Genomic DNA, 20,595 nt, shown 5'->3' on the forward strand with positions numbered 1-20,595 from the left:
CAAAATCGATGATTAATCATTAAACCTATAATTTCACCATACAAGGTAAGACTTATGATTCATCACTTTTCCATCGCTGCGGAAAATCCCCAACACGCCGCCACAGTTTTAGCTGAAGTATTAAACGGACAAGCCTTTCCCTTTTTCCCAAATCCAGGTAGTTACATGGTGTTTCCCTTGGATGAACACGGAACAGGGATTGAAGTTTATCCCATAGAAACCGAACTAAAACCTGGTGAAGATGAGGCTCAATGCACATTTGCTAAATCTCCCCATGCTTCCAGATATACAGCCACCCATGCGGCTGTCTCTGTAACTACAACTCAAGAAAAAATTGAAGAAGTCGGACGAAGAGAAGGTTGGCGAGTTGTTCGTTGTAACCGCGATTCTTTCTTTGATGTCATGGAATTCTGGTTAGAAAACAGAGTCATGATCGAACTGCTAACACCAGAAATGGCGGCACAATATTTAGCAGTCACTAAGCCAGAAAATTTGCAGCAAATGTTTGCAGCAGCAGCTTAAGGAGGTAGAGGGCAGGGGGCAGGGGGCAGAGGAGATGAAGTACAATGACGGCAGTTGCTACAAGTCGGGAAACCCGCCCATCGCACTGCCTCCCCAATACCCCATGCCCAATGCTCTATGCCCAATTTAAGCCGGGATAAATTTCAGTGCAACACCATTCATACAGTAACGCTGACCGGTGGGTACAGGGCCATCATTAAAAACATGGCCTAAATGCCCACCACAACGACTGCAATGCACTTCAATTCTGGTCATAAAAAATGATCGATCTACAGTAGTTGCGATCGCGCCTTCAATGGGAGCGAAAAAACTTGGCCAGCCAGTACCACTATTGAATTTAGTATCAGATGTAAATAAAGGCTGATCACAACCAGCGCAGACATAAGTACCCGCTTCATATTGCTTATCAAGAGGGCTAGTAAATGCCCGTTCTGTGCCGTGCTGACGCAAAACTCGAAATTGTTCCGGCGATAAAATAGCCCGCCATTCTGTGTCAGTTTTAGTAATTTCAAATTCAGTATTAGAAGTTGCCATGATGCTAGACCTTGGTAAAAAAATGGGTGGTAACAAAGCTGTGCCAAATAATGCAGCACCAGTTTGCAAAAAGTAACGTTTCTCCATATATCTATATATTATGGGCATGGGGCATGGGAAATTGGGCATTGGGTAGGCATTGCGATGGGCGGGTTTCCCGACTTGTAGCAACTGCCGTCATTGGGCATTGTGTTTCATCTCCTCTGCCCCCTGCCTCTCTGTACCTTTGCCTCAACCTTTCCCTTCACTCAACATAGCTGCCATTCTTTGGAGTTTTCTTCCTACTTCTTCCATTGTGTAGAAGAAGGTAAAAAATCTGAGTAATTCATCGATTTCTTGATCTGCTTGCTGTAGTGTTGATAGTTGGTTTAATTTTTCTGTGGCGTGATTAAGAGCTGTATCAATCTCTGGTAAAGATAATTGCGATTTTGTAGACTTAACAGCGATCGCTAAAGTCAGCATGGCATTTTGGGTTTCTTGTGCTAATTCAGTAATTTGGGATGAAAGCAGTTGCCAAAACGTATCTTGCTGTCTAGCTAAGACAGTGTGTTCCATTGTCAGGATATGTTCCCATATCCTGCGGATGAGGAATTCCCAAGCCTCATTAATTTGAGCTTCTGGGGGTTCGCTGGTTTGTCCTTGTTTAACTTCTTGCCACAATTCCCGTCCTGTCCGCAGGGATGTAATGATGTTGAGTTTGAGTGTATCTACGCTAGGACGGTCATATGTACCTGTAAACGCACAGTTAATGACTAAACTATAGAATTGATCTAAGCTGATGAGTGTTTGAGATAGACAACGCCGCAATTCTTGATTGGCACGGGCAGGAAAAATAAAGTTATTTACTACTAAAGCGACAGCAATACCTAAAAGAGTTTCTAAAAATCTGTGCCAAGCGTATACCCAAGGTTGTTGACTATGGCTCAAAATTACGATCGCTGATACGTAGCCAGCTAATTTAGCAGCTTCCTGAAATTTCCAGGTGGAAGCCAGAAATATAGTAATAAATACACATATTCCCAAAGACCAGAAATTACTACCCAACAAAATCACGAAGAATGCACCAGCAATAGCACCAATAGCTGTACCAATCAATCGCTGAACGCCCAATTTTAGGGTGCTACCTTGGGTCGATGACATGACGATAATAGCGGCAATTACGGCGTAAAAGGGGTAGTCCCACTGCAATGTCTGAGCAATTACCAAAGAAACTGTTGAGGCGATGGCGATTTTAAAGGCCATTCGGCTTTGCAGAGTTAACGACAACCCTTGAGGCGTAACAGCCCAAGTTTGTAAATTGAAAAGAATTCTGGAAAAAAGCGATCGCGGTTGATGTTTGATTGGTCTAACCACAGGCGGAGGGTTATCTGGATGTTTTACCATTCCCGTCGGGATAATAATAGCTGATTGTAAGAAATCTAGCGCAAATTGAGTTCTTACTTGTGATTTTTCTTTTTCTTCCAGATTTAGTGGGGAGTGATGAGTGGTGAGTGGTGTTAGCGGTAGCGCGGCGTTTAGCCGGTGCTGAGTGATGAGTGGTGAGTCGGGAGTCGGGAGTGCTGAGTGGGGAGTGCTGAGTGCTGAGTGCTGAGTTTTTGGTAAGATAAATTTTACTCAGCACTACTTAAAATCAGGCTAAAACAGTGGGTTTTGGTGGATTAACTTGTAGTTTTTTAAACATTGATTCTCGTGCTTGCATTGCCAAAGTATCTTCTAAAGGTTGTAAGGTAATTAGCTGCTGATACTTTAGTCGCAATGCTGTTTGAATTAACCAGTCAGCCACGAAGGGATTTTTTGGTAATAATGGCCCGTGGGAATATGTGGCTATGGCATTTTGATAAAACGCGCCTTCTGTACCATCCTCGCCATTATTTCCTAAGCCATAGACAACTTTTCCTAAAGCTTCCACTTTACCTAATTTAGTGCGTCCGCCGTGATTTTCAAATCCGACTAAATAAGGTTTAGTTCCTGTCATCTCTTCCAAATCTTTGGCGAGTCGACTAGCTGTAACTTCTATAACTAAGTTACCAATACAACGCTTGGTATTTTCCCCAGGATGAACGGAGACTAAATCGAGAATTCCTAACCCTTCAATACGCTGTCCAAATCCGGGTTCATAATAATGTCCTAAAAGTTGGGGTGAACCACAAGTAAATACTCCTGGTGTACCATTTTCGATTTTCTCGCGGATGGCTTCAGCTTTCGCGCCTTGCAAATCCCGCATGACAATTTCTTGTTGTCTATCTTGCGCGCCACCACCTACTATGACATCTACAGATTTGATCTCATCTGCTGTGGCGTTTTGGTCGAGGGGTAATACTTTAACATTATATCCCCGCCATTGGGCGCGACGTTCTATAGTAATCACATTACCGCGATCGCCATAGGTACTCATTAATGTAGGGTATAACCAACCGATTGTTAATTCTAATTGTTGGGAGTTCATAGTTTTAGGGAATAGGGAATAGGGGAGACTATAGGCTGTGTGACAATTTTCTTTGAAACCTAACCCCCAACCCCTTCCCTACGAGGGAAGGGGAGTAAGAGTCAAAGCCTTTCTCCTTGCAGGGGAGAGGTTTGGAAAAGGGTTATCGCATGACTGTTGACTAATTTAAAGGATTTTTCTACCTGTGAGGACTTCTCGCACTTCTAACATGGCTGAGTAGGTGGGGAGGATGTGCAGGGTTTCATTCGGGGGTGTGTGTTCTAAGGCTGTGGCGATCGCTTGCTTTAAGTCTTCTTCGACAATTAAATTTATATTACTTTGGGGCGTTTTTTCGCTGTAACGCAGACGTAAAGCCATATCATAGACGCGATCGCCACTCACTACTAAAGTTCCGCCACGTTCGACTAATTTTTCTGTATCTACGTCCCAAATCCAGGATACATCTGTACCGTCGGGGGTGCGATCGTTCAACACCATTAATGTGGTTTTATCGGTGCTTTGGGTGACGACGCGAATCGTTTCATTCGTACCAACGGGATTTTTTGATAATAAAATTCTGACACGTTTACCATCAATTACTAAATCTTCTGCACGACCGAAAGCAGCTTGAAAGTTATTAATAGTATTGCGAATTGTATTTTCATCTACCCCTAATTCTTTAGCAGCAGTGGCGGCGGCTAAAGTGTTGTATTTGTTATATAAACCAACTAAAATTTGTTGCCATTCACTACTAACTAACGCTGGTTGACTCTTAGTAAAACCACAATTAGGACAAGTGAAATCGCCTAAGTGAGATAAATACACACCTTGGTAATCTAAAGAATGTCCGCATCTGGGACAATATATAGAATCAACGGCGTGGGGAATAGCTTCTAAATAATTTTCTGGTTCATTTAAGCCAAAAAATAAGACTTTTTGGGGTAACTGTTGACCAAGATGGGATAAAGTGGGGTCATCAGCATTAGGAATCACTACCGTTTCCGGTGGGAGAGTCGCAATAACTTTTGTCCAGCGTTTGCTAATAGTATCAACTTCACCGTATCTATCAAGTTGATCTCGGAATAAATTCAAACATAAAATAGCTTTTGGTTGGAGTGGTGTTAATACCTTGGGGACAATATTCTCATCTACTTCCAGAATTGCATAGTCAACATCAAGCGTTCCCACCAAATTAGTGCTTTCAAGAAAAGCCGTCATCAAACCATTTTCCAGATTTGCACCCGTGGAGTTATGACAAACGCGGAAGCCTTTATTTTCTAATATCGTGCGTAACAACAACGCCGTAGTAGTTTTACCATTAGTCCCAGCAATGATAATCACGCCATTTTTAACTTGCTGGCTCAACAATTGTAACAGCCTGGGTTCAATACGGCGCGCGATCGCCCCTGGTAATACACTAGCAGCACCCAACCGCAGCGATCGCACCCCAAAGGTGACACTTTTCGCCACCAACACCGCAAACCCTAAACGCACTCTATCTATAAGTTTTATCTTATTACCCACATCTATAACCCTAAATCTTTAGTCAATAGTCAATAGTCAATGGTCAATAGTCAATAGTCAATAGTCAATAGTCATTAGTCATTAGTCATTAGTCATTAGTCATTGACTCAGCACTCATTACTCATTACTTCTACCTTGTCCCCAGTCCCCAGTCCCCAATCCCCATTCCCCACAGATCCCACTAGGAGTTATCTTAAAAAATGGTGGACAGCCATAATTACGGCACATAGCAGGTAAATATGGTACAGAAGTTAAATAAAGATACTCTTAACTCCGTTCCCTGTTCCCCGTTCCCTGTTTTATATATCCAGCCCTGGTTGCCTTATTCAGCACACCTAACGATAAATAGTAGCTTACAAGGTGCTTTTTGATGATTAGTATCAAGTTTCCTGTTTTACATAAAAAAATTGCTGACTGGCGGTGGTTGGTTTCCAAATGTCTGTCATTGCTGATTTGTTTGTTAATTATCGGTATGCAGCCAGCTTGGGCTGGTATTAACGATGATAATTATGATGGCAATATGTTTGTGGTGTATGCGGGTAATGGTTCGTTAGTACCTCCCAGACAAACCCTCGCCCAGTCTTTAGCTGAACATAAACCGACGGTGTTGGCTTTTTATGTGGATGATAGCCGCGACTGTAAGGAATATGCGATCGTGATTTCACGGGTACAAGAATTTTACGGTCAAGCAGCTGAGATTATGCCCATTAGCGTTGATACCATCCCCAACAAAAAAAGCTACGAACCTACAGAACCAGGATATTACTACACTGGAGGTGTACCGCAAGTTGTAGTTTTGAATCAGTCGGGTAAGGTAGTTTTAAATAAACAGGGTCAAGTACCTTTTGAAGAGATAGATGATAGACTGCGAGAAGTGTTTGATTTACTACCTCGTACCGAGTCAGTGCAGTTGAAAAGGCGATCGTTCAATGAGTTCAGTAGTGAGTTAGCTAAATAACAATGAGGGTAGACCAAATTGGTCTGCCCTGAATTTTAGTGCCATTTGTTACTGCATTTTTCATCCTGTAAAAGCTATGTTGAAATTGAGTCCAAAGTCCAAAGTCTAAAGTCAAAGGTCAAAAGCAGTAACTAATGACTAATGACTAATGACTAATGACTGATAACTAATGACCAATGACTAGTAGAGTGGTTGCTGATGTCAAAGGTTTATACTACTGATGAGCTAATTGAAATTTTGGCAGCTGAACGCCAAGCTTGCCTTAAGGGAGAACGTCTAAAATTAGAAGTTAATGTATCTGGTAATCCTGTAATTGATCAGTTTATCAGAACAGAGGGACTGCAAAAATTCACAGCCTATCAAGATTTTAAAGCAGCTATTCACAATTATCAGCAGGAATATCAAGTTTCTGGGATTGTTTGGCGCGAGATGACAGTCAGAGGTAAAACCTTGCGTTACCCAGAAGTAGATACTCAATTAATTGCGCTAGCTAGTGATTTAGAAATTATCAAATCAGCCAAAGATGCTATTCTGAATTTTTGGGATGAAGTCACTGCACAAATGGATTTATATTTGAGTTTTAACAACAGCAAACAATATCAAAAAATCACTACATCTGATGTAGAAAGAATTTCCCAAAGAACTGAATGGGCTAGTTTATGGAAATGGGAAAACCCTAATTTTTTAGAAATGATATTACAAATGGGATGGGGTAAACCAGAAGAAGCTAGTTATAAACGTGGTAGACCACAATCAGGTAGTGAATTTATTCATGCTGTCAACCCTGGTAATCAGCCAATTGGTTGATATTGAGAGTTCCCACTGATTATTAGCCTATTCCCCGTAACCGTTACCAGTCACCTTACCTCGAAAAACAATATATTGGTAAAGGTTATAGAACAACATCACCGGAATTAAAAAGCCGATGAAGATGATCATAATTACCAACGAACTAGGGTCAGCCGCCGCTTCATAAATGGTAATTTGTGGGGGAATAATGTAGGGAAAAACAACCAAACCTAAACCTATAAATGACAACACAAACAATAGAATTGTCCACACAAAAGGCGCGCGTTCTTCTTTGCGATTTAGACTATTTAAAAGTTGCCAAACTAACCAAACTCCTAAAATTGGAATTACAGCAAAAATATAAACTAGTGGTTGTTGAAATAAACGCGCTCTAGCATTTTCATAAATAAACGGTGTGCTAACTGTAATGAAAACTGCACCTATTAAAGTAGTCCATGCAGCAATTTTAGCGGTTTTGTAATGTGTTTCTTGTAATTCTCCTGTGGTTTTCCAGACAAGATAGGTAGAACCAATCAACACATAACCTTGAATCAAAGTTAATGCTACCAATACCGATGGTAAACTGAACCAGTCCCAGGTACTACCAATAAAGTGTCCCGTCTCATCAACTTTAATGCCTTTGAGTACCGCACCCAAAGCAAAACCTTGTCCCAGTGCGGCGGTAAAACTTCCTGCACCAAAGGCGAAATTCCAAAACAGTTTACGTCTAGATAATTCCCGAAATTCAAACGCCACACCCCGAAAAATAAACCCAAATACCATTACCAAAATTGGGATATACAAGGCGTTTAAAATTGTGCCGTAAGCCAAGGGAAATGCACCAAACAAACCCCCACCCATCAGAACTAACCAAGTTTCATTAGCATCCCAAATGTTACTCAAACTAGTCATCAAAATTCCCCGACGTTCATCATCGGAAGATGTGAGAGATAAAATTCCCACGCCTAAATCAAACCCATCTAGCATGACGTAGAGAAAAAGAAATAAAGCTAAGATGACAAACCAAACCTGTGGAAGAAAATATTGAAGTGTTTCCATAATTAGTCAATAGTCAATAGTCATTAGTCATTAGTCATTAGTCATTAGGTAAAAGATTCTACCTTGTCTACCTTATCTCCCCTGCCCCCTGCCCCCTTCTACCTCCTCAGTCTCCTACTGCTGCGCCTCTACGGGACGTTCATCAGGGACAAACTCGCCGGGGGTGGTATCAACTGCGGGTTTGGTGACTTCTGTTCCTGGAATGGGTAATTCTAAATTCGGCCCTGTGCGGATGATACGACTACCAAAGTACATAGCTGTAATAAATAGAATGGTATAAACTACAGCAAAACTACTCAGTGAAACTAATACATTACTGGCTGGTAACTGAGATGCAGAGTCAACTGTGCGAATTTGTCCGTATAGTGTCCAGGGTTGTCTACCTACACAACGCACAATCCACCCAGATTCTACGGCGATGTATCCTAAAGGTGCAGCTAATACCCACGCTCGCATTAACCAACGCTGTTGACTAATATTTGTGGCTGCAAGTTTACCACGCAACCATTGCAGGGTACTCAATAACATTAACCCCGCAAAGAAAAAGCCAATGCCAATCATGGTACGGAAAGCGTAGTAAATTAAACCTATCATGTGGGGGCGATCGCTTGCTTTCCACTCTTTCAAACCGCGCACGGGTTCGGAAAGATTTTGTTTAAATTCCAAGATGTAACCCAGTGCGTTGGGAATGGTGATTTCCCAATCATTTTTCTCAGCTTTTTCGTTGGGTATTGCTAGTAAACTCCAGTCTGCGGGTTGTCCGGCTGGTGTGCTGTTCCACTGGGCTTCCATTGCAGCGAGTTTTGTGGGTTGATAGTGATAGACTTGTTCGCCGCTTAGGTGTCCGATGTATATTTGTAATGGGGCAACTGCAACAGCAGCTGCTAAAGCAATCTTCAAGGACTTAGCAAAAAACTCCGCGTGGCGTTGTTGAAGAATATACCAAGCACTAATTCCGCCAATCACAAATAAAGATGTCTCCAGTGTGGCAAAAAACATATGCAGCACACTGTTGACCATAAAGGGATTTAAAATGGCTTGAAAATAATCGTGGACAATAAACTTACCGTCCACCAATTCCCCACCGGCTGGAGTTTGCATCCAAGAATTAGCCGTCAAAATCCAAACCGTGGAAAGATTTGCACCCACAGCTACCAAAATAGTAGAAAGATAGTGAATGGCAGGATTTACTCTTTCCCATCCAAATAACATAATTCCTAAAAAAGCCGCTTCTAGCATAAACGCCCAAGAAGCTTCAAAACCAATCACACTCCCAAAAAAGTTACCCACCGCTTCCGAAAAAGGGGCCCAATTCGTCCCAAACTGAAATTCCATCGGGATACCAGTCGCGACACCGATACCAAAATTCAGCACGTAAAATTTTGACCAAAAGCGCGCATGAAGATAATAGTCAGGATTTTTAGTTTTGAGCCAAATCCCTTCCACAATTACTAAATAAATTCCCATCCCCGTAGTCAGGACAGGCCAAAGCATATGAAAAATTGCAGTCAGGGCAAATTGCATCCGTGATAACACCACGGAATCAGATAAAAATTCCATGCTTTATTCCCCTATTTATGAAAGATTTATTTTCATTACAGTAGACAACAATTTTATACAAGTTGTAATTTTATATGGATTTTTTAAGACTTGTTTAAGTATAAGTGTAATTACTGAGGATAGGATATTATTTTTGAATTAAAAAGGAATTTCTGGCTTTTTAGTAGTAAAAATTTATGAGTATTTTTTAGCGATCGCAATTTTGATATTCTCAACTCATCTGCTGTTTGCTTACTTAGTAAACTTTATTTAGCCAAGATTACATCTACCCATAGACAGGGAAAGCTTTTTCTCATTTTTGGGGTAATCAGTGATATTAGTCAAAAGACAATTTGTCAAACTTCATAATAGTCACATTTTTCTTGACAATCTATAGATTTAGGGTATGGATAAATATACTAAGCAAAAAATTAAGGAAAATCTTAAACAATCAATTAGAGCCTTTTTTAAAAATAAAGAAGTACAAAATTACCAAGTATTAGATGACATTTTTCCAGTAGAACGGCGAATACGTTCTTTAATTGGAGGTTTAGAAACCAGTTTAGGTACAACTTGTTGGGAACCCATAGCGAAAACGCTAGCAGAAATCAACGGATTTGAAATTATCACAACAAAAATATTACGTCCTGAACCATTTCCAAAGAAATTACAGGAGGAATTCAATCAATTAGTTTATGAACGTGAAAATAAGCCCAATAATAAGAGAGTGACAACAGAAGAATGTATTCAAAGGCTAAAGAACGCTGCTTTAAAGACTAATCCTGATAAAATCGTTACGTATACGTCTCCTCCATCTGGAACTGGTGTGGATATTCATTTTCGTAAAAACGACATTGAATATATTTTTGATATAAAAACCACACAGCCAAATCAAGGTCATTTCAAAGGATTTAATCGGCAAATTCTAGAATGGTACACATATAAGTACGCTGAAGATCCTGATGCAAATTTAGAAGCGCGTATTGCTATTCCTTTTAATCCTTTCACACAGCCTTGGTATGAACATCAAAAAAGTATGTTGTCGAGTTCCCCGCTTGACATTGACAAAGATATATGGGTTGAAAATGAGTTTTGGGATTTCTGCTCTGGGAAAGAAAATACATTTCAAAAACTGAAAGAACTTTTTGTAGAACTAGGTCAAGAGAACTTTGCAGCAGAATTTCATGATATTTTCTATAAACGTAAAAATTAGATTTTTAGAATCTTAAGTAATTCTTTGGCGACATACTCAACAACAGGTATAGGAACAGCATTGCCAAACTGCTTTCTAGCAATATCATCTTTTTCATGATATTTAAAATCTGTGGGAAACCCTTGTAATTTACAAGCGTGTTTTGCTGTTATTGGTATATAGTTTTTATTTTTGTAAATTTTCTCCAAAAAAATCTGTTTATACTCTTCTGGATGGGTTGCATAAATCGATTTAGTGGCTATATAGTCTTTAGCACCAGTTGCAGTTAAAGTTGGTACGATATCAGCAGTAGGTAATATAATGCGATAAATATTATTGATACCTGTCATATTCTTAGAATTAACAAACTCATACTTATTGTCATGAGTTAAACGAAATATTTGTTTAGCTACCAAGTTGTCTAATTCAATTTGCTCAACATCAGGTATAATCCCTTGGAAATGTTGAAAAGATAAAGGATTACCATCTTTGTTTCCATATTTTTTGCTTCTTCTATGTTTTAGAAGAGTTAAACAAATCATTTTTTCCCTATCAGTAGTGTCTATAATGTCCCAAGAATGGATTGTTGTATGTCCATTTCTTAAATCTGAAAAAATGAAAAAATCATTCAATTCATCATCTTTCTGAAATCTAGTTCTTGATGGTGGAATCATACCCTTAAATAAGGTATGTGAATCTAACTTTACTTTCTCTACAACTTTAATATTTTTAAATTCATCTAAAATATCTAAAACTTTAGGATGTACTTTCAAAGGATTAGGAAAATTATATTCTTGACATTTTTCTATATCACTCCTAATTCCAACAATAAAAACTCTATCTCGATTTTGAGGTAAACCAAAATCATAAGCATTAAGAATTTGCCATTTAACGCAATATCCCAGGTTTTCTAACTCATGCAAAATTAGTTCCAAATTATCTCGATTCTTAGGGCTAGCTAATCCACTAACATTTTCAAAAATAAAAGATTTAGGTTGACTTTTATTAACTAGTCTAATCACATCAAACCATAATTTGCCTCTAGGATCATCAAAACCCTTTAAACAACCTGCAACAGACCAAGGTTGGCAAGGAACACCACCAACCAATATATCTAAATCGTTAGGGAGTTCAGCAATTTTTGTGATGTCCCCTAGCTCAATTTCATCTTCATTGAGGTAGCTAATGAAATTCTGTTGATAAACTTTAATAGCTTGTTTATCTATTTCAGAATATCCTAAGCATTGACCACCTAATGTCTCTAAAGCAATTCTAAATCCACCAATACCAGCAAACAAATCAACAAAAGTAAACTTTTGCTGATTAATAACTAATCGTAGAGGTAATTCTATTTGTTGCGGTATTTGTGAGCATTCAGAGTTCATTTTTAGTCAAAAAATACTTACTTGTTTAGGTTTTACTATTTACATAATAAATATAACAAATAATGTGCTATTTCAAATTAATTTTTCTTAATTACAAAGTATCGCAGTATCTTCAAAATTAATTGCAAAATTACATTTATTCGGAACAATTGAGAGTAGAATAACCAATATTTATAGATATAAAATTCCCTGTAGGGGGTTGTTTTGATTACAATTAACCAACCTACAGGGCGTAAATTATGAGGCGGTAATTAACTAACTAAATCAGGAAATACTTCCTGCACCGCCGGATGTACTAAACGATGATTCTGCACGTTCAAACCTTTAGCTAAGGCTGGGTTAACGTCTAAGGCTTTGAGTCCCAAATTAGCTAACTGCACTACATAAGGTAGTGTACTGTTATTTAAGGCTTGGGTGGCTGTCCAAGGTACTGCGCCTGGCATATTGGGAACGCCATAATGTACCACACCTTCCTCAATGTACACTGGGTTAGTGTGGGATGTAGCGTGTAATGTCTCCACACAACCGCCTTGGTCAACCGCAACGTCAACGATTACCGAACCTGGGTGCATTTGTCCTACTAACTCGCGGCTAACTAAAATTGGTGCTTTCCTTCCTAATACCAACACTGCGCCGACAACTAAATCTGCTGCTTTGACTGCTGCTTCAATGTGAGCAGAGCTACTGTAAAGTAATTCGACTCTCGAACCAAAGATTGTTTCTAAATAAGATAAACGCTCCACATTCACATCTAATATTTGTACCGCCGCACCCATACCAACGGCGATTCTGGCGGCTTCTGTACCCACGACACCACCACCTAAAATTACTACTTTTCCTGGTTTCACTCCAGGAACACCACCCAAAAGCACGCCTCTACCACCTTGTTGACGTTCTAAGTAGCGCGCACCAAATTGTACGGCTAACCTACCAGCAATGATGCTCATGGGGGTGAGCAGAGGGAGTCTATTTGCGCCGGGTAACTCTACGGTTTCGTAGGCGATCGCACAAATGCCAGAATCAATTAAATTCTCTGTTAATTTGCGATCGGCTGCTAAATGCAGATAAGTAAACAAAATCTGCTCTTTTCGCAAAAATTTATATTCACTAGATAATGGTTCTTTGACTTTTACCACTAATTCCCGATTCCAAACCGCTTCGGCTGTGGTGACAATTTCCGCCCCTGCACTTTGATAATCTGCATCTGTAAACCCAGCACCACTACCTGCTTGAGTTTCCACAAAAATACTGTGACCATTTTCTCGCAAAACCCTGACACTAGAAGGACTCAAGCCAACGCGAAACTCTTGATCCTTAGTCTCTTTGGGAACACCGATTTCCATATAACGCCTCTGCTTAATTTTTTGTTTAATTTAGCCTGCCAGTCTCAAACTGACACGTCCGTATTGAGGATAGCTATTTACATAATTAGTTTTCCCTATTTAATTTCCCCAAACCGCACACTACTTATCCCTTGACGATTACCCAATTGTTTCTACAATATATAAAGAATAATTACAAATTGTTAACGAGCGGTTGCACAACTGTTTAAGTTATCCTTACTCAAGTTCTGCCATTAGCTCAAAACTGATTATTAAGTCCCGTTTGCCGAAAAGAGGTTTTTGTCATATGTCACAAGTACAACCCACAGTCAGCCCCAAACTAGAAGAGCCAAAATTTGGCTTTAACGAATATGCTGAACGCTTGAATGGCCGAGCCGCCATGATTGGTTTTCTGTTGATGGTGGTAATTGAATACGTCACCAATCAAGGTGTACTTTCTTGGCTTGGTCTTAAGTAGTTCTTAGTGTAGAAGTTGTAAGCTAGTAATTAGAAGAGTTGAAACCAGCTGGAACTTCTAGCTGGTTTTTACTGTATTAACTAATAACGGAATACTTAACCCAAATTACCCTCATTAATTTACGAGGCGCACTAGAGAGTGTTTGTAATTGCTTCTATTGGCAAATACTTGCTGCAAGGGAGGTAATCACTACACGTAACTGATAACCTTAAAAAATTATAATCTTTTTCAGAATCCTTTTCTGGAGAAGGGTAATTTGCAGATGAGGTATTGTAGTGAGAACATCTGAAATAAAGTAGTTGGGAATTCGTTGTTTCGTCAACAAGACTCAATATAGAGGTGCGTAGTTCACCCAGTACGAGTCAACACGTACAAAGCTAGTTAAGTAGATTTTGTCTATAAAACTAGTAACTATATTTTAAGTCAGTCAACAAAAGGTAATCTGGATAAACCAAGCTGTGATGAACGCTGTATTACCTCGTTTTTTAAAGTCAGCCTACCGTAGAGAACCCATCGTCAGCATCTTGATAACTATGGGTGTAGTCGATGCCTTAATTGGTGGTTTGGATGATAGTTGGTCATTATTTGCTGTAGGTTTAAGCACAGCAGGTGTGACACTCGCTTTTAAGTTGTGGCGTAACAGTCAACAGCAACCTCCCGTACCAGAAGAGCCTGTAGTACAACACTACTTACCACCCCGTTCATCTAATTCCACTTTGCCGATGCTAACGGTGAATAAGAAGAAACCGCCTTATTAGGGAGTGCTGAGTGCTGTTAGCGGTAGCGCGGCGTTTAGCCGGTGCTAATTTGGTATAGGTGGTGTGGGTTCAAAGTTCAAGGATATTAACAAGCGGAATTTTGAATCCAAAATCTAAAATCCAAAATCCAAAATGCTGATGATTGGTGTATTTGAGCAGGTGAGGGAAAATAGTGAGGAGTCAGAGAAAAAACGACCTGTATTTGATTTTGGCATTTGTGGCGGCGATCGCAGTGCCGATCAATATCTGGACAGGGTTAAAAATTGATTCGGCTCATGCTAACCCAACTGTCAATACTCCAGAAGCAACGGGAGCATTTACCAATCCCGTTCTCCTTCAAAGAATCATGGCACATCAAAGCAGTGTGAACTCTGTCACCTTTAGTCCAGATAGTAAAATGCTGGTAAGTGGCGGTGCTTACAATGATGGGATTGTGAGAATGTGGAATCCTATCACCGGCAAAAAAATCAGGAGTATCACCAAAGCTCAAACAACTACGGTAGAATCCCTGGTGATTTCCCCTGATGGACAAACTTTAGTAAGTTGTGGTAGTGATAACACAATTAATCTGTGGAATCTCAAAACTAATAAATTTACCCGTTCCTTTGTGGGACATAGTGCTAGTGTTTTATCTTTAGCTGTATCTCCCGATAGTAAAGTGCTAGTCAGTGGTGCTTTGGATGGGATTCGGATATGGGATTTACTACAGCAACGCCCACTAGCGACATTAGTCAGATTCGATAATACAATTCATACAGTGGCTATGAATCCCGATGGTCAAACCATAGCTAGTGGTGACAAAAAAGGAGTCATTAAGCTGTGGGATTTAAGCACAGGGAAGTTAATCAGGGGATTTATCGCTCACAAGGATGTAGTTACAGGTATTGCGTATACTCCTGATGGACAGAATTTAGTCACATCCAGCCGCGATCGCACTGTTAAAGTGTGGAATCTCACCTCTGGCAAGTTAGTTTACACCCTCACCGGACATAACAATTGGGTAAATGCGATCGCTGTTCATCCCAACGGACAAATTTTAGCTAGTGCTGGTAGAGACGGGATCAAAATCTGGGATTTATCTACAGGCGAGTTATTAAATACACTAATTGGACACAGTGATTGGGTAAGCGCGATCGCTTTTAGCCATGATGGACAAATGCTAGCTAGCGGCGGATTTGACGGCGTAGTCAGCGTTTGGGGTAATCCATCCTTGGCGGTGCGGAGGAGATAGGAAGCAGGGCGCAAGGGTGCAGGGTGCAGGGAGACAAGGGAGAAGTAATGACTAATGACTAATGACTAATGACTATTGACTAATGACTATTGACCATTGACCATTGACTTTTTGAATTTTGTATTGCTTACAATGACTATGGATGCTGGATAATGGGAAAGCTTTGACATTTACCAGTAAATCTAGCTTGGAACAACAGAACTAATCACTATGCGAACTCACTATTGCGGCGAACTCCGAAAAGAAGATATTGGAGACACTGTTACCTTGTATGGATGGGTAGACCGTCGCCGCGATCATGGGGGTGTGATATTTTTAGATTTACGCGATCGCTCTGGAACAGTCCAGATTGTCAGCGATCCGCAACGCACCCCAGATTCCTACGAACAGGCTAACTCTCTACGTAATGAATACGTTGTGGAAATCACAGGCAGAGTCACACAACGTCCCGAAGAATCACTGAATAGCCGTATTCCTACCGGCGAAGTAGAAATTTACGCTGATAACATTAAACTGCTGAATGCTGTAAGGAAGCAGTTACCTTTTCAAGTTTCTAGCGCGGACACGGAAAGCGTGCGGGAAGACTTGCGGCTAAAATATCGCTACTTGGATTTACGACGCGATCGCATGGCGCGGAATATACAGCTACGTCATCAAGTCGTGAAAGCTATGCGTCGCTATTTAGAAGACACAGAGGGTTTTATTGAAGTAGAAACCCCGGTGCTGACTCGTTCTACCCCAGAAGGTGCAAGAGATTACATTCTACCCAGTCGCGTCAACCCTGGGGAATGGTTCGCACTACCCCAGTCTCCACAATTATTTAAACAAATATTGATGGTATCTGGTATGGATAGATACTATCAAATCGCCCGTTGCTTCCGAGATGAAGACCTACGCGCCGACAGACAGCCAGAATTTACCCAGTTGGACATGGAAATGAGTTTCATGTCCCAGGAAGAGATTATTGCTCTCAATGAAAAGTTAGTTAGTTATATCTTCAAAACTGTCAAAGGGATAGAATTACATACCCCCTTCCCCCGTCTTACCTACGCTGAGGCGATGGAACGTTACGGTAGTGATAAACCAGATACCCGCTACGGCTTAGAACTAGTCAACGTTTCCGATGTGCTGAAAGACTCTGGTTTTAAAGTTTTTCGGGATGCGATCGCCTCTGGTGGTATCGTAAAAATTCTCCCCATCCCCAACGGTAACGAGCAAATTTCTAACGTCCGTATCAAACAAAACGGCGATTTGTTCAAAGAAGCTAGCGAAGCCGGTGCAAAAGGTCTAGCTTATATTCGGGTACGAGAAAACGGCGAAATCGACACCATTGGCGCAATTAAAGACAACCTTTCTGAAGAGCAAAAACAGGAAATATTAAAACGTACAGGCGCGCAACCAGGACATTTATTACTGTTTGGTGCAGGTGATGCAGTAACTGTCAATAAGACTTTAGATAGATTACGTCAAGTCGTCGCCAAGGAATTCAACTTAATCGAGCCCGAAAAAATCAATCTTCTCTGGATTGTTGATTTCCCGATGTTTGAGTGGAATGCCGACGAAAAACGCCTAGAAGCATTACACCACCCCTTTACTGCACCCCATCCCGATGATTTGCATGACTTAAAAACCGCCCGCGCCCAAGCTTATGATTTAGTCTTCAACGGCTTTGAAGTTGGCGGGGGTAGTTTGCGGATTTACCAACGGGACATTCAAGAACAGGTGTTTGAAGCGATTGGGTTGTCTCCAGAGGAAGCACAAAATAAATTTGGTTTCCTCTTAGAAGCCTTTGAATATGGTACACCGCCACATGGTGGTATTGCCTACGGTTTAGACCGATTGGTGATGTTACTAAGTGGTGAAGAATCCATCAGAGATGTCATCGCTTTTCCGAAGACACAACAGGCGCGTTGTCTGTTAACTGATGCACCTTCTGGTGTAGATGTCAAGCAATTGAAGGAACTGCACGTTGCTTCTACGTATAAGCCCAAGGCTTAAATCAGTAAATAGTTATCAGTTAACTTTTGACTGATAACTGTTTACCTATCTGTCTAATCGTCGTATAGCTGACACAATTGATAAAATTATTTTCTGAGAAGATTCTTTATATTTACAGTTATGGTTCAAGCAACAGAGCATCTTTATATTGTCAAAGATGAGCATATTCTGGGTGGTGAGCCAATTATCAAGGGAACTCGGACATCAGTCAGAGCGATAGTTGAAACTTGGCGTATGGGTGTTTCTCCAGAAGAAATTCCCCAGGGCTTACCTCACCTGACTTTGGCACAAGTTTTTGATGCGTTGAGTTATTACAGCGATCATCAAGATGAAATTAACGCTTATATTGAACGTAACCGCATCCCTGATGAATTGATTGACCCATTGGTGCGAGATTTATGAGCAATTTGTTCATTCGCTTGTACTTAGATGAAGATGTCAATGTTTTAGTGGCGGATTTGCTCAAAGCAAGAGGTTTTGATGCTTTAACAGTAAGAGATGCAGGACAACTTCAGGCAAGCGATGAGGAACAGCTGGCTTACGCTGTTAATCAAAGAAGAACCCTAGTGACTCACAACCGCACCGATTTTGAAGAACTAATACAAGTCTATTTTAATAGGGAACAAACGCACTACGGTGTAATTTATGCTGTCCGTCGTCCACCTCAAGAAATAGCACAACGATTATTGGTGATTTTAAATCAAGTGACAGCAGATGAGATGGAAAATCAAGTCCGTTATATCTGATACGTCAAATCGCCAATGTCCTTCACTGCATTCTATCTATAGTGCGGTATTGGATAGCTTCGGCTACATGATGGGCTTTGATGTCGTCTTCACCTGCTAAATCTGCGATAGTGCGCGCTACTTTGAGAATGCGATCGCTCGCCCTTGCAGATAAGCCTAACTTATTAATCGCAGCTTCTAGTAAACTCCGGCTAGCATCATCAAGTTTGCACCATTGTGATAAATGACGGCTTTGCATTTGGGCGTTACAAAGTAGATTGCGTTCATCTCGAAAACGATTAGCAGCGCGATCGCGTGCTTGTTGTACTCTCTCTAGTACAGCCGCAGAATGTTCCCCTGTGGGTTGTTGGGTGATTTCTTCTGGTTTTAAGCGATTTACAGCCACTTGCAAATCAATTCTGTCCATGAGGGGGCCAGATAGTTTTGCCCAATATTGTTCGCGCTGTCTGGGAGAACAACTACACTGCTGAATTGTATCGCCGTAATAGCCACAAGGACAGGGATTGGTGCTGGCGACTAAAGTAAATTGTGCGGGAAAAGTGACTGATTGTCTGGTGCGTGATATGGTAACAAAGCCGTCTTCTAAAGGCTGACGGAGGAATTCCAAGACATCCCGCTTAAACTCCGTGAGTTCGTCCAGGAATAAAACACCTCGGTGCGATAAAGAGATTTCCCCAGGACGAGGGAAACCACCACCACCGACTAAAGACGGCCCTGATGCAGAGTGATGGGGACTACGAAAAGGGCGATCGCGCACTAATGTACCACGATTTTTTAATAAACCAGCCACAGAATGAATTCTCGTCACCTCCAGAGCCTCTGCAAAGCCCAAAGGGGGCATAATTCCTGGTAAACGGCGGGCTAACATCGTTTTGCCGCTTCCTGGAGGCCCGACAAATATAAGATTATGCCCTCCAGCCGCCGCAATTTCTAAAGCGCGTCTTGCATGGGCTTGTCCTTTGACATCCTTTAAATCTGCAACACCTGGAACTGTCTGGGGTAAATTCTTTGCTACATCTAACTTAACGGGTTTGTATTTCCCTGGATTGTTCAATAAATCCACCACTTCCCCGACATTGTTGCAGCCATACACATCTAAACCTTGAACAATTGCCGCTTCTTGAGCATTATCCACAGGCACAACTAAACCCGCAATCCCCATTTTCTCAGCCGCCGCCGCAATCGGTAAAACACCAGCTACAGGGCGTAAACTCCCGTCTAAAGAAACTTCCCCTAGAAAAATATAATCACCCAATAAATCTGCACTTACTTGCTCAGAAGCCGCTAAAATCCCCACGCTAATTGGTAAATCAAAACAAGGGCCTTCCTTACGTAAATCAGCAGGCGTTAAATTAATCACAATTTTTCGCATGGGAAAGGCAAAACCCGCATTTTTCAATGTGGCTTTGACTCTCTCTTTCGACTCCTGAATCGCCGAATCAGGTAGCCCCAAAACCACGATTCCCGGTAAACCCCCGGAAACATCCACTTCTACACCGACCTTTACAGCATCGATGCCGACAATTGACGCACTCCAAACTCTAGCAAGCATTGGTTAAATATTTCTTCTATAGACAGTAAACCTTTAGAATCTCTAGCAGATGAGTAATTACAATCGCATGAGTGAAACCACAGAGACAATTTTCAGTAAAATCATCCGTCGGGAAATCCCCGCTAACATCGTTTATGAAGATGATTTAGCCTTAGCTTTCACGGATGTTCATCCCCAAGCCCCTACCCATATTCTGGTGATTCCCAAAAAACCCATTCCCAAATTAGCCGATGCTACACCGGAAGATCAGGCTATTTTGGGTCATTTGTTATTAACTGTCAAAGCTGTAGCCGCAGCCGCAGGGCTAAAAGATGGTTATCGCGTAGTTATAAATACAGGTGATGATGGGGGTCAAACTGTTTACCACCTACATCTGCATATTCTCGGTGGACGACAAATGGCTTGGCCTCCTGGTTGATAAGAGGCAGGGGGCAGGGGGAAGAGGGCAGGGGAAACTAAAGGTACAAACCGAACTACGTTCCGCTTCTCTACGAGATGCTCCGCGTAGCTTGCTTCCCCAGAGGGGTACGCTAACACCCCTTGTGGTGTGATTTTTCCCCCTGCTCCCCTGCTTTTTCATAAA

At 41.2% G+C, this 20,595-nt stretch carries 20 protein-coding genes; 11 read left to right on the forward strand and 9 right to left on the reverse strand.

Annotation, left to right across the window (positions count from 1 at the left end):
* The first annotated feature begins 54 nt into the window (after positions 1–54).
* Positions 55–522: a hypothetical protein gene (locus CLI64_RS21140; RefSeq protein WP_103139054.1), complete on the forward strand. Its 468-nt coding sequence runs from the start codon at positions 55–57 to the stop codon at positions 520–522.
* Positions 523–648: 126 nt separating this feature from the next.
* Here the strand turns inward: CLI64_RS21140 and msrB are convergent, their stop codons facing one another.
* The 4 genes from msrB to CLI64_RS21160 all read right to left on the reverse strand — a co-directional run bounded on the left by msrB (position 649) and on the right by CLI64_RS21160 (position 5,005).
* Complete coding sequence (gene msrB / locus CLI64_RS21145; protein ID WP_103139055.1) at positions 649–1,143, reverse strand: peptide-methionine (R)-S-oxide reductase MsrB; 495 nt, start codon at positions 1,141–1,143, stop codon at positions 649–651.
* A 144-nt stretch (positions 1,144–1,287) separates the two neighbouring features.
* A complete protein-coding gene (locus CLI64_RS21150) occupies positions 1,288–2,439 on the reverse strand; it encodes an aromatic acid exporter family protein (protein WP_103139056.1) in 1,152 nt (383 codons plus the stop codon).
* A gap of 247 nt (positions 2,440–2,686) precedes the next feature.
* Positions 2,687–3,502 carry a type 1 glutamine amidotransferase gene (locus tag CLI64_RS21155; RefSeq protein WP_103139057.1) on the reverse strand — a complete coding sequence of 272 codons (816 nt, stop codon included), beginning with the start codon at positions 3,500–3,502 and terminating at the stop codon, positions 2,687–2,689.
* Between the two features lie 165 nt (positions 3,503–3,667).
* Positions 3,668–5,005 carry a Mur ligase family protein gene (locus CLI64_RS21160; RefSeq protein ID WP_103139058.1) on the reverse strand — a complete coding sequence of 446 codons (1,338 nt, stop codon included), beginning with the start codon at positions 5,003–5,005 and terminating at the stop codon, positions 3,668–3,670.
* 370 nt (positions 5,006–5,375) lie between these two features.
* On the opposite strand from CLI64_RS21160, the gene CLI64_RS21165 reads away from it, so the two are divergent.
* Together CLI64_RS21165 and CLI64_RS21170 are read left to right on the forward strand one after the other, a co-directional pair.
* On the forward strand, positions 5,376–5,963 hold the full coding sequence (locus CLI64_RS21165; protein WP_103139059.1) for a thylakoid membrane photosystem I accumulation factor: 588 nt from the start codon (positions 5,376–5,378) through the stop codon (positions 5,961–5,963).
* Positions 5,964–6,161: 198 nt separating this feature from the next.
* Positions 6,162–6,770: a hypothetical protein gene (locus tag CLI64_RS21170; RefSeq protein ID WP_103139060.1), complete on the forward strand. Its 609-nt coding sequence runs from the start codon at positions 6,162–6,164 to the stop codon at positions 6,768–6,770.
* A 27-nt stretch (positions 6,771–6,797) separates the two neighbouring features.
* On the opposite strand, the gene cydB is transcribed toward CLI64_RS21170, so the two are convergent.
* Together cydB and CLI64_RS21180 are read right to left on the reverse strand one after the other, a co-directional pair.
* On the reverse strand, positions 6,798–7,811 hold the full coding sequence (cydB, locus tag CLI64_RS21175) for a cytochrome d ubiquinol oxidase subunit II (protein ID WP_103139061.1): 1,014 nt from the start codon (positions 7,809–7,811) through the stop codon (positions 6,798–6,800).
* A gap of 114 nt (positions 7,812–7,925) precedes the next feature.
* Positions 7,926–9,371 carry a cytochrome ubiquinol oxidase subunit I gene (locus CLI64_RS21180; protein WP_103139062.1) on the reverse strand — a complete coding sequence of 482 codons (1,446 nt, stop codon included), beginning with the start codon at positions 9,369–9,371 and terminating at the stop codon, positions 7,926–7,928.
* 385 nt (positions 9,372–9,756) lie between these two features.
* On the opposite strand from CLI64_RS21180, the gene CLI64_RS21185 reads away from it, so the two are divergent.
* Positions 9,757–10,563, forward strand: coding sequence for a TdeIII family type II restriction endonuclease (locus CLI64_RS21185; RefSeq protein ID WP_103139063.1), 807 nt, complete (start codon positions 9,757–9,759; stop codon positions 10,561–10,563).
* Here the strand turns inward: CLI64_RS21185 and CLI64_RS21190 are convergent.
* Both CLI64_RS21190 and ald read right to left on the reverse strand, forming a co-directional pair.
* Positions 10,560–11,927 (reverse strand): DNA cytosine methyltransferase, encoded by a 1,368-nt coding sequence (locus tag CLI64_RS21190; protein ID WP_103139064.1) that lies wholly within the window; start codon positions 11,925–11,927, stop codon positions 10,560–10,562. The two genes, CLI64_RS21185 and CLI64_RS21190, sit on opposite strands and share 4 nt — an antisense overlap.
* Before the next feature lie 251 nt (positions 11,928–12,178).
* Positions 12,179–13,270, reverse strand: coding sequence for an alanine dehydrogenase (gene ald / locus CLI64_RS21195; protein WP_103139065.1), 1,092 nt, complete (start codon positions 13,268–13,270; stop codon positions 12,179–12,181).
* Positions 13,271–13,556: 286 nt separating this feature from the next.
* Between ald and CLI64_RS30905 the strand changes: the two genes are divergently transcribed.
* The 6 genes from CLI64_RS30905 to CLI64_RS21220 all read left to right on the forward strand — a co-directional run bounded on the left by CLI64_RS30905 (position 13,557) and on the right by CLI64_RS21220 (position 18,460).
* The gene (locus CLI64_RS30905) at positions 13,557–13,727 is read left to right on the forward strand and encodes a chlorophyll a/b-binding protein (RefSeq protein ID WP_157943303.1); all 171 of its coding nucleotides are present in this window, start codon (positions 13,557–13,559) and stop codon (positions 13,725–13,727) included.
* A gap of 461 nt (positions 13,728–14,188) precedes the next feature.
* Positions 14,189–14,485 (forward strand): hypothetical protein, encoded by a 297-nt coding sequence (locus tag CLI64_RS21200; RefSeq protein ID WP_103139066.1) that lies wholly within the window; start codon positions 14,189–14,191, stop codon positions 14,483–14,485.
* 172 nt (positions 14,486–14,657) lie between these two features.
* Positions 14,658–15,716, forward strand: a complete 1,059-nt coding sequence (locus CLI64_RS21205; protein WP_225977407.1) for a WD40 repeat domain-containing protein — start codon at positions 14,658–14,660, stop codon at positions 15,714–15,716.
* Positions 15,717–15,926: 210 nt separating this feature from the next.
* Positions 15,927–17,714 (forward strand): aspartate--tRNA ligase, encoded by a 1,788-nt coding sequence (gene aspS / locus CLI64_RS21210; protein ID WP_103139067.1) that lies wholly within the window; start codon positions 15,927–15,929, stop codon positions 17,712–17,714.
* Between the two features lie 120 nt (positions 17,715–17,834).
* Positions 17,835–18,116: a DUF433 domain-containing protein gene (locus CLI64_RS21215; protein WP_103139068.1), complete on the forward strand. Its 282-nt coding sequence runs from the start codon at positions 17,835–17,837 to the stop codon at positions 18,114–18,116.
* On the forward strand, positions 18,113–18,460 hold the full coding sequence (locus CLI64_RS21220; RefSeq protein WP_103139069.1) for a DUF5615 family PIN-like protein: 348 nt from the start codon (positions 18,113–18,115) through the stop codon (positions 18,458–18,460). Before CLI64_RS21215 ends, CLI64_RS21220 begins: the two co-directional genes overlap by 4 nt.
* A gap of 22 nt (positions 18,461–18,482) precedes the next feature.
* Here CLI64_RS21220 and CLI64_RS21225 read toward each other — a convergent pair whose 3' ends face one another.
* Entirely contained in the window at positions 18,483–20,012 is a 1,530-nt protein-coding gene (locus CLI64_RS21225) for a YifB family Mg chelatase-like AAA ATPase (RefSeq protein ID WP_103139070.1), read from the reverse strand.
* Between the two features lie 67 nt (positions 20,013–20,079).
* Here CLI64_RS21225 and CLI64_RS21230 point away from each other — a divergent pair, with 67 nt between their 5' ends.
* A complete protein-coding gene (locus CLI64_RS21230) occupies positions 20,080–20,430 on the forward strand; it encodes a histidine triad nucleotide-binding protein (RefSeq protein WP_103139071.1) in 351 nt (116 codons plus the stop codon).
* The last annotated feature ends 165 nt before the right edge of the window (positions 20,431–20,595 follow it).

It is taken from the genome of Nostoc sp. CENA543, assembly GCF_002896875.1.
Classification (GTDB): Bacteria; Cyanobacteriota; Cyanobacteriia; order Cyanobacteriales; family Nostocaceae; genus Trichormus.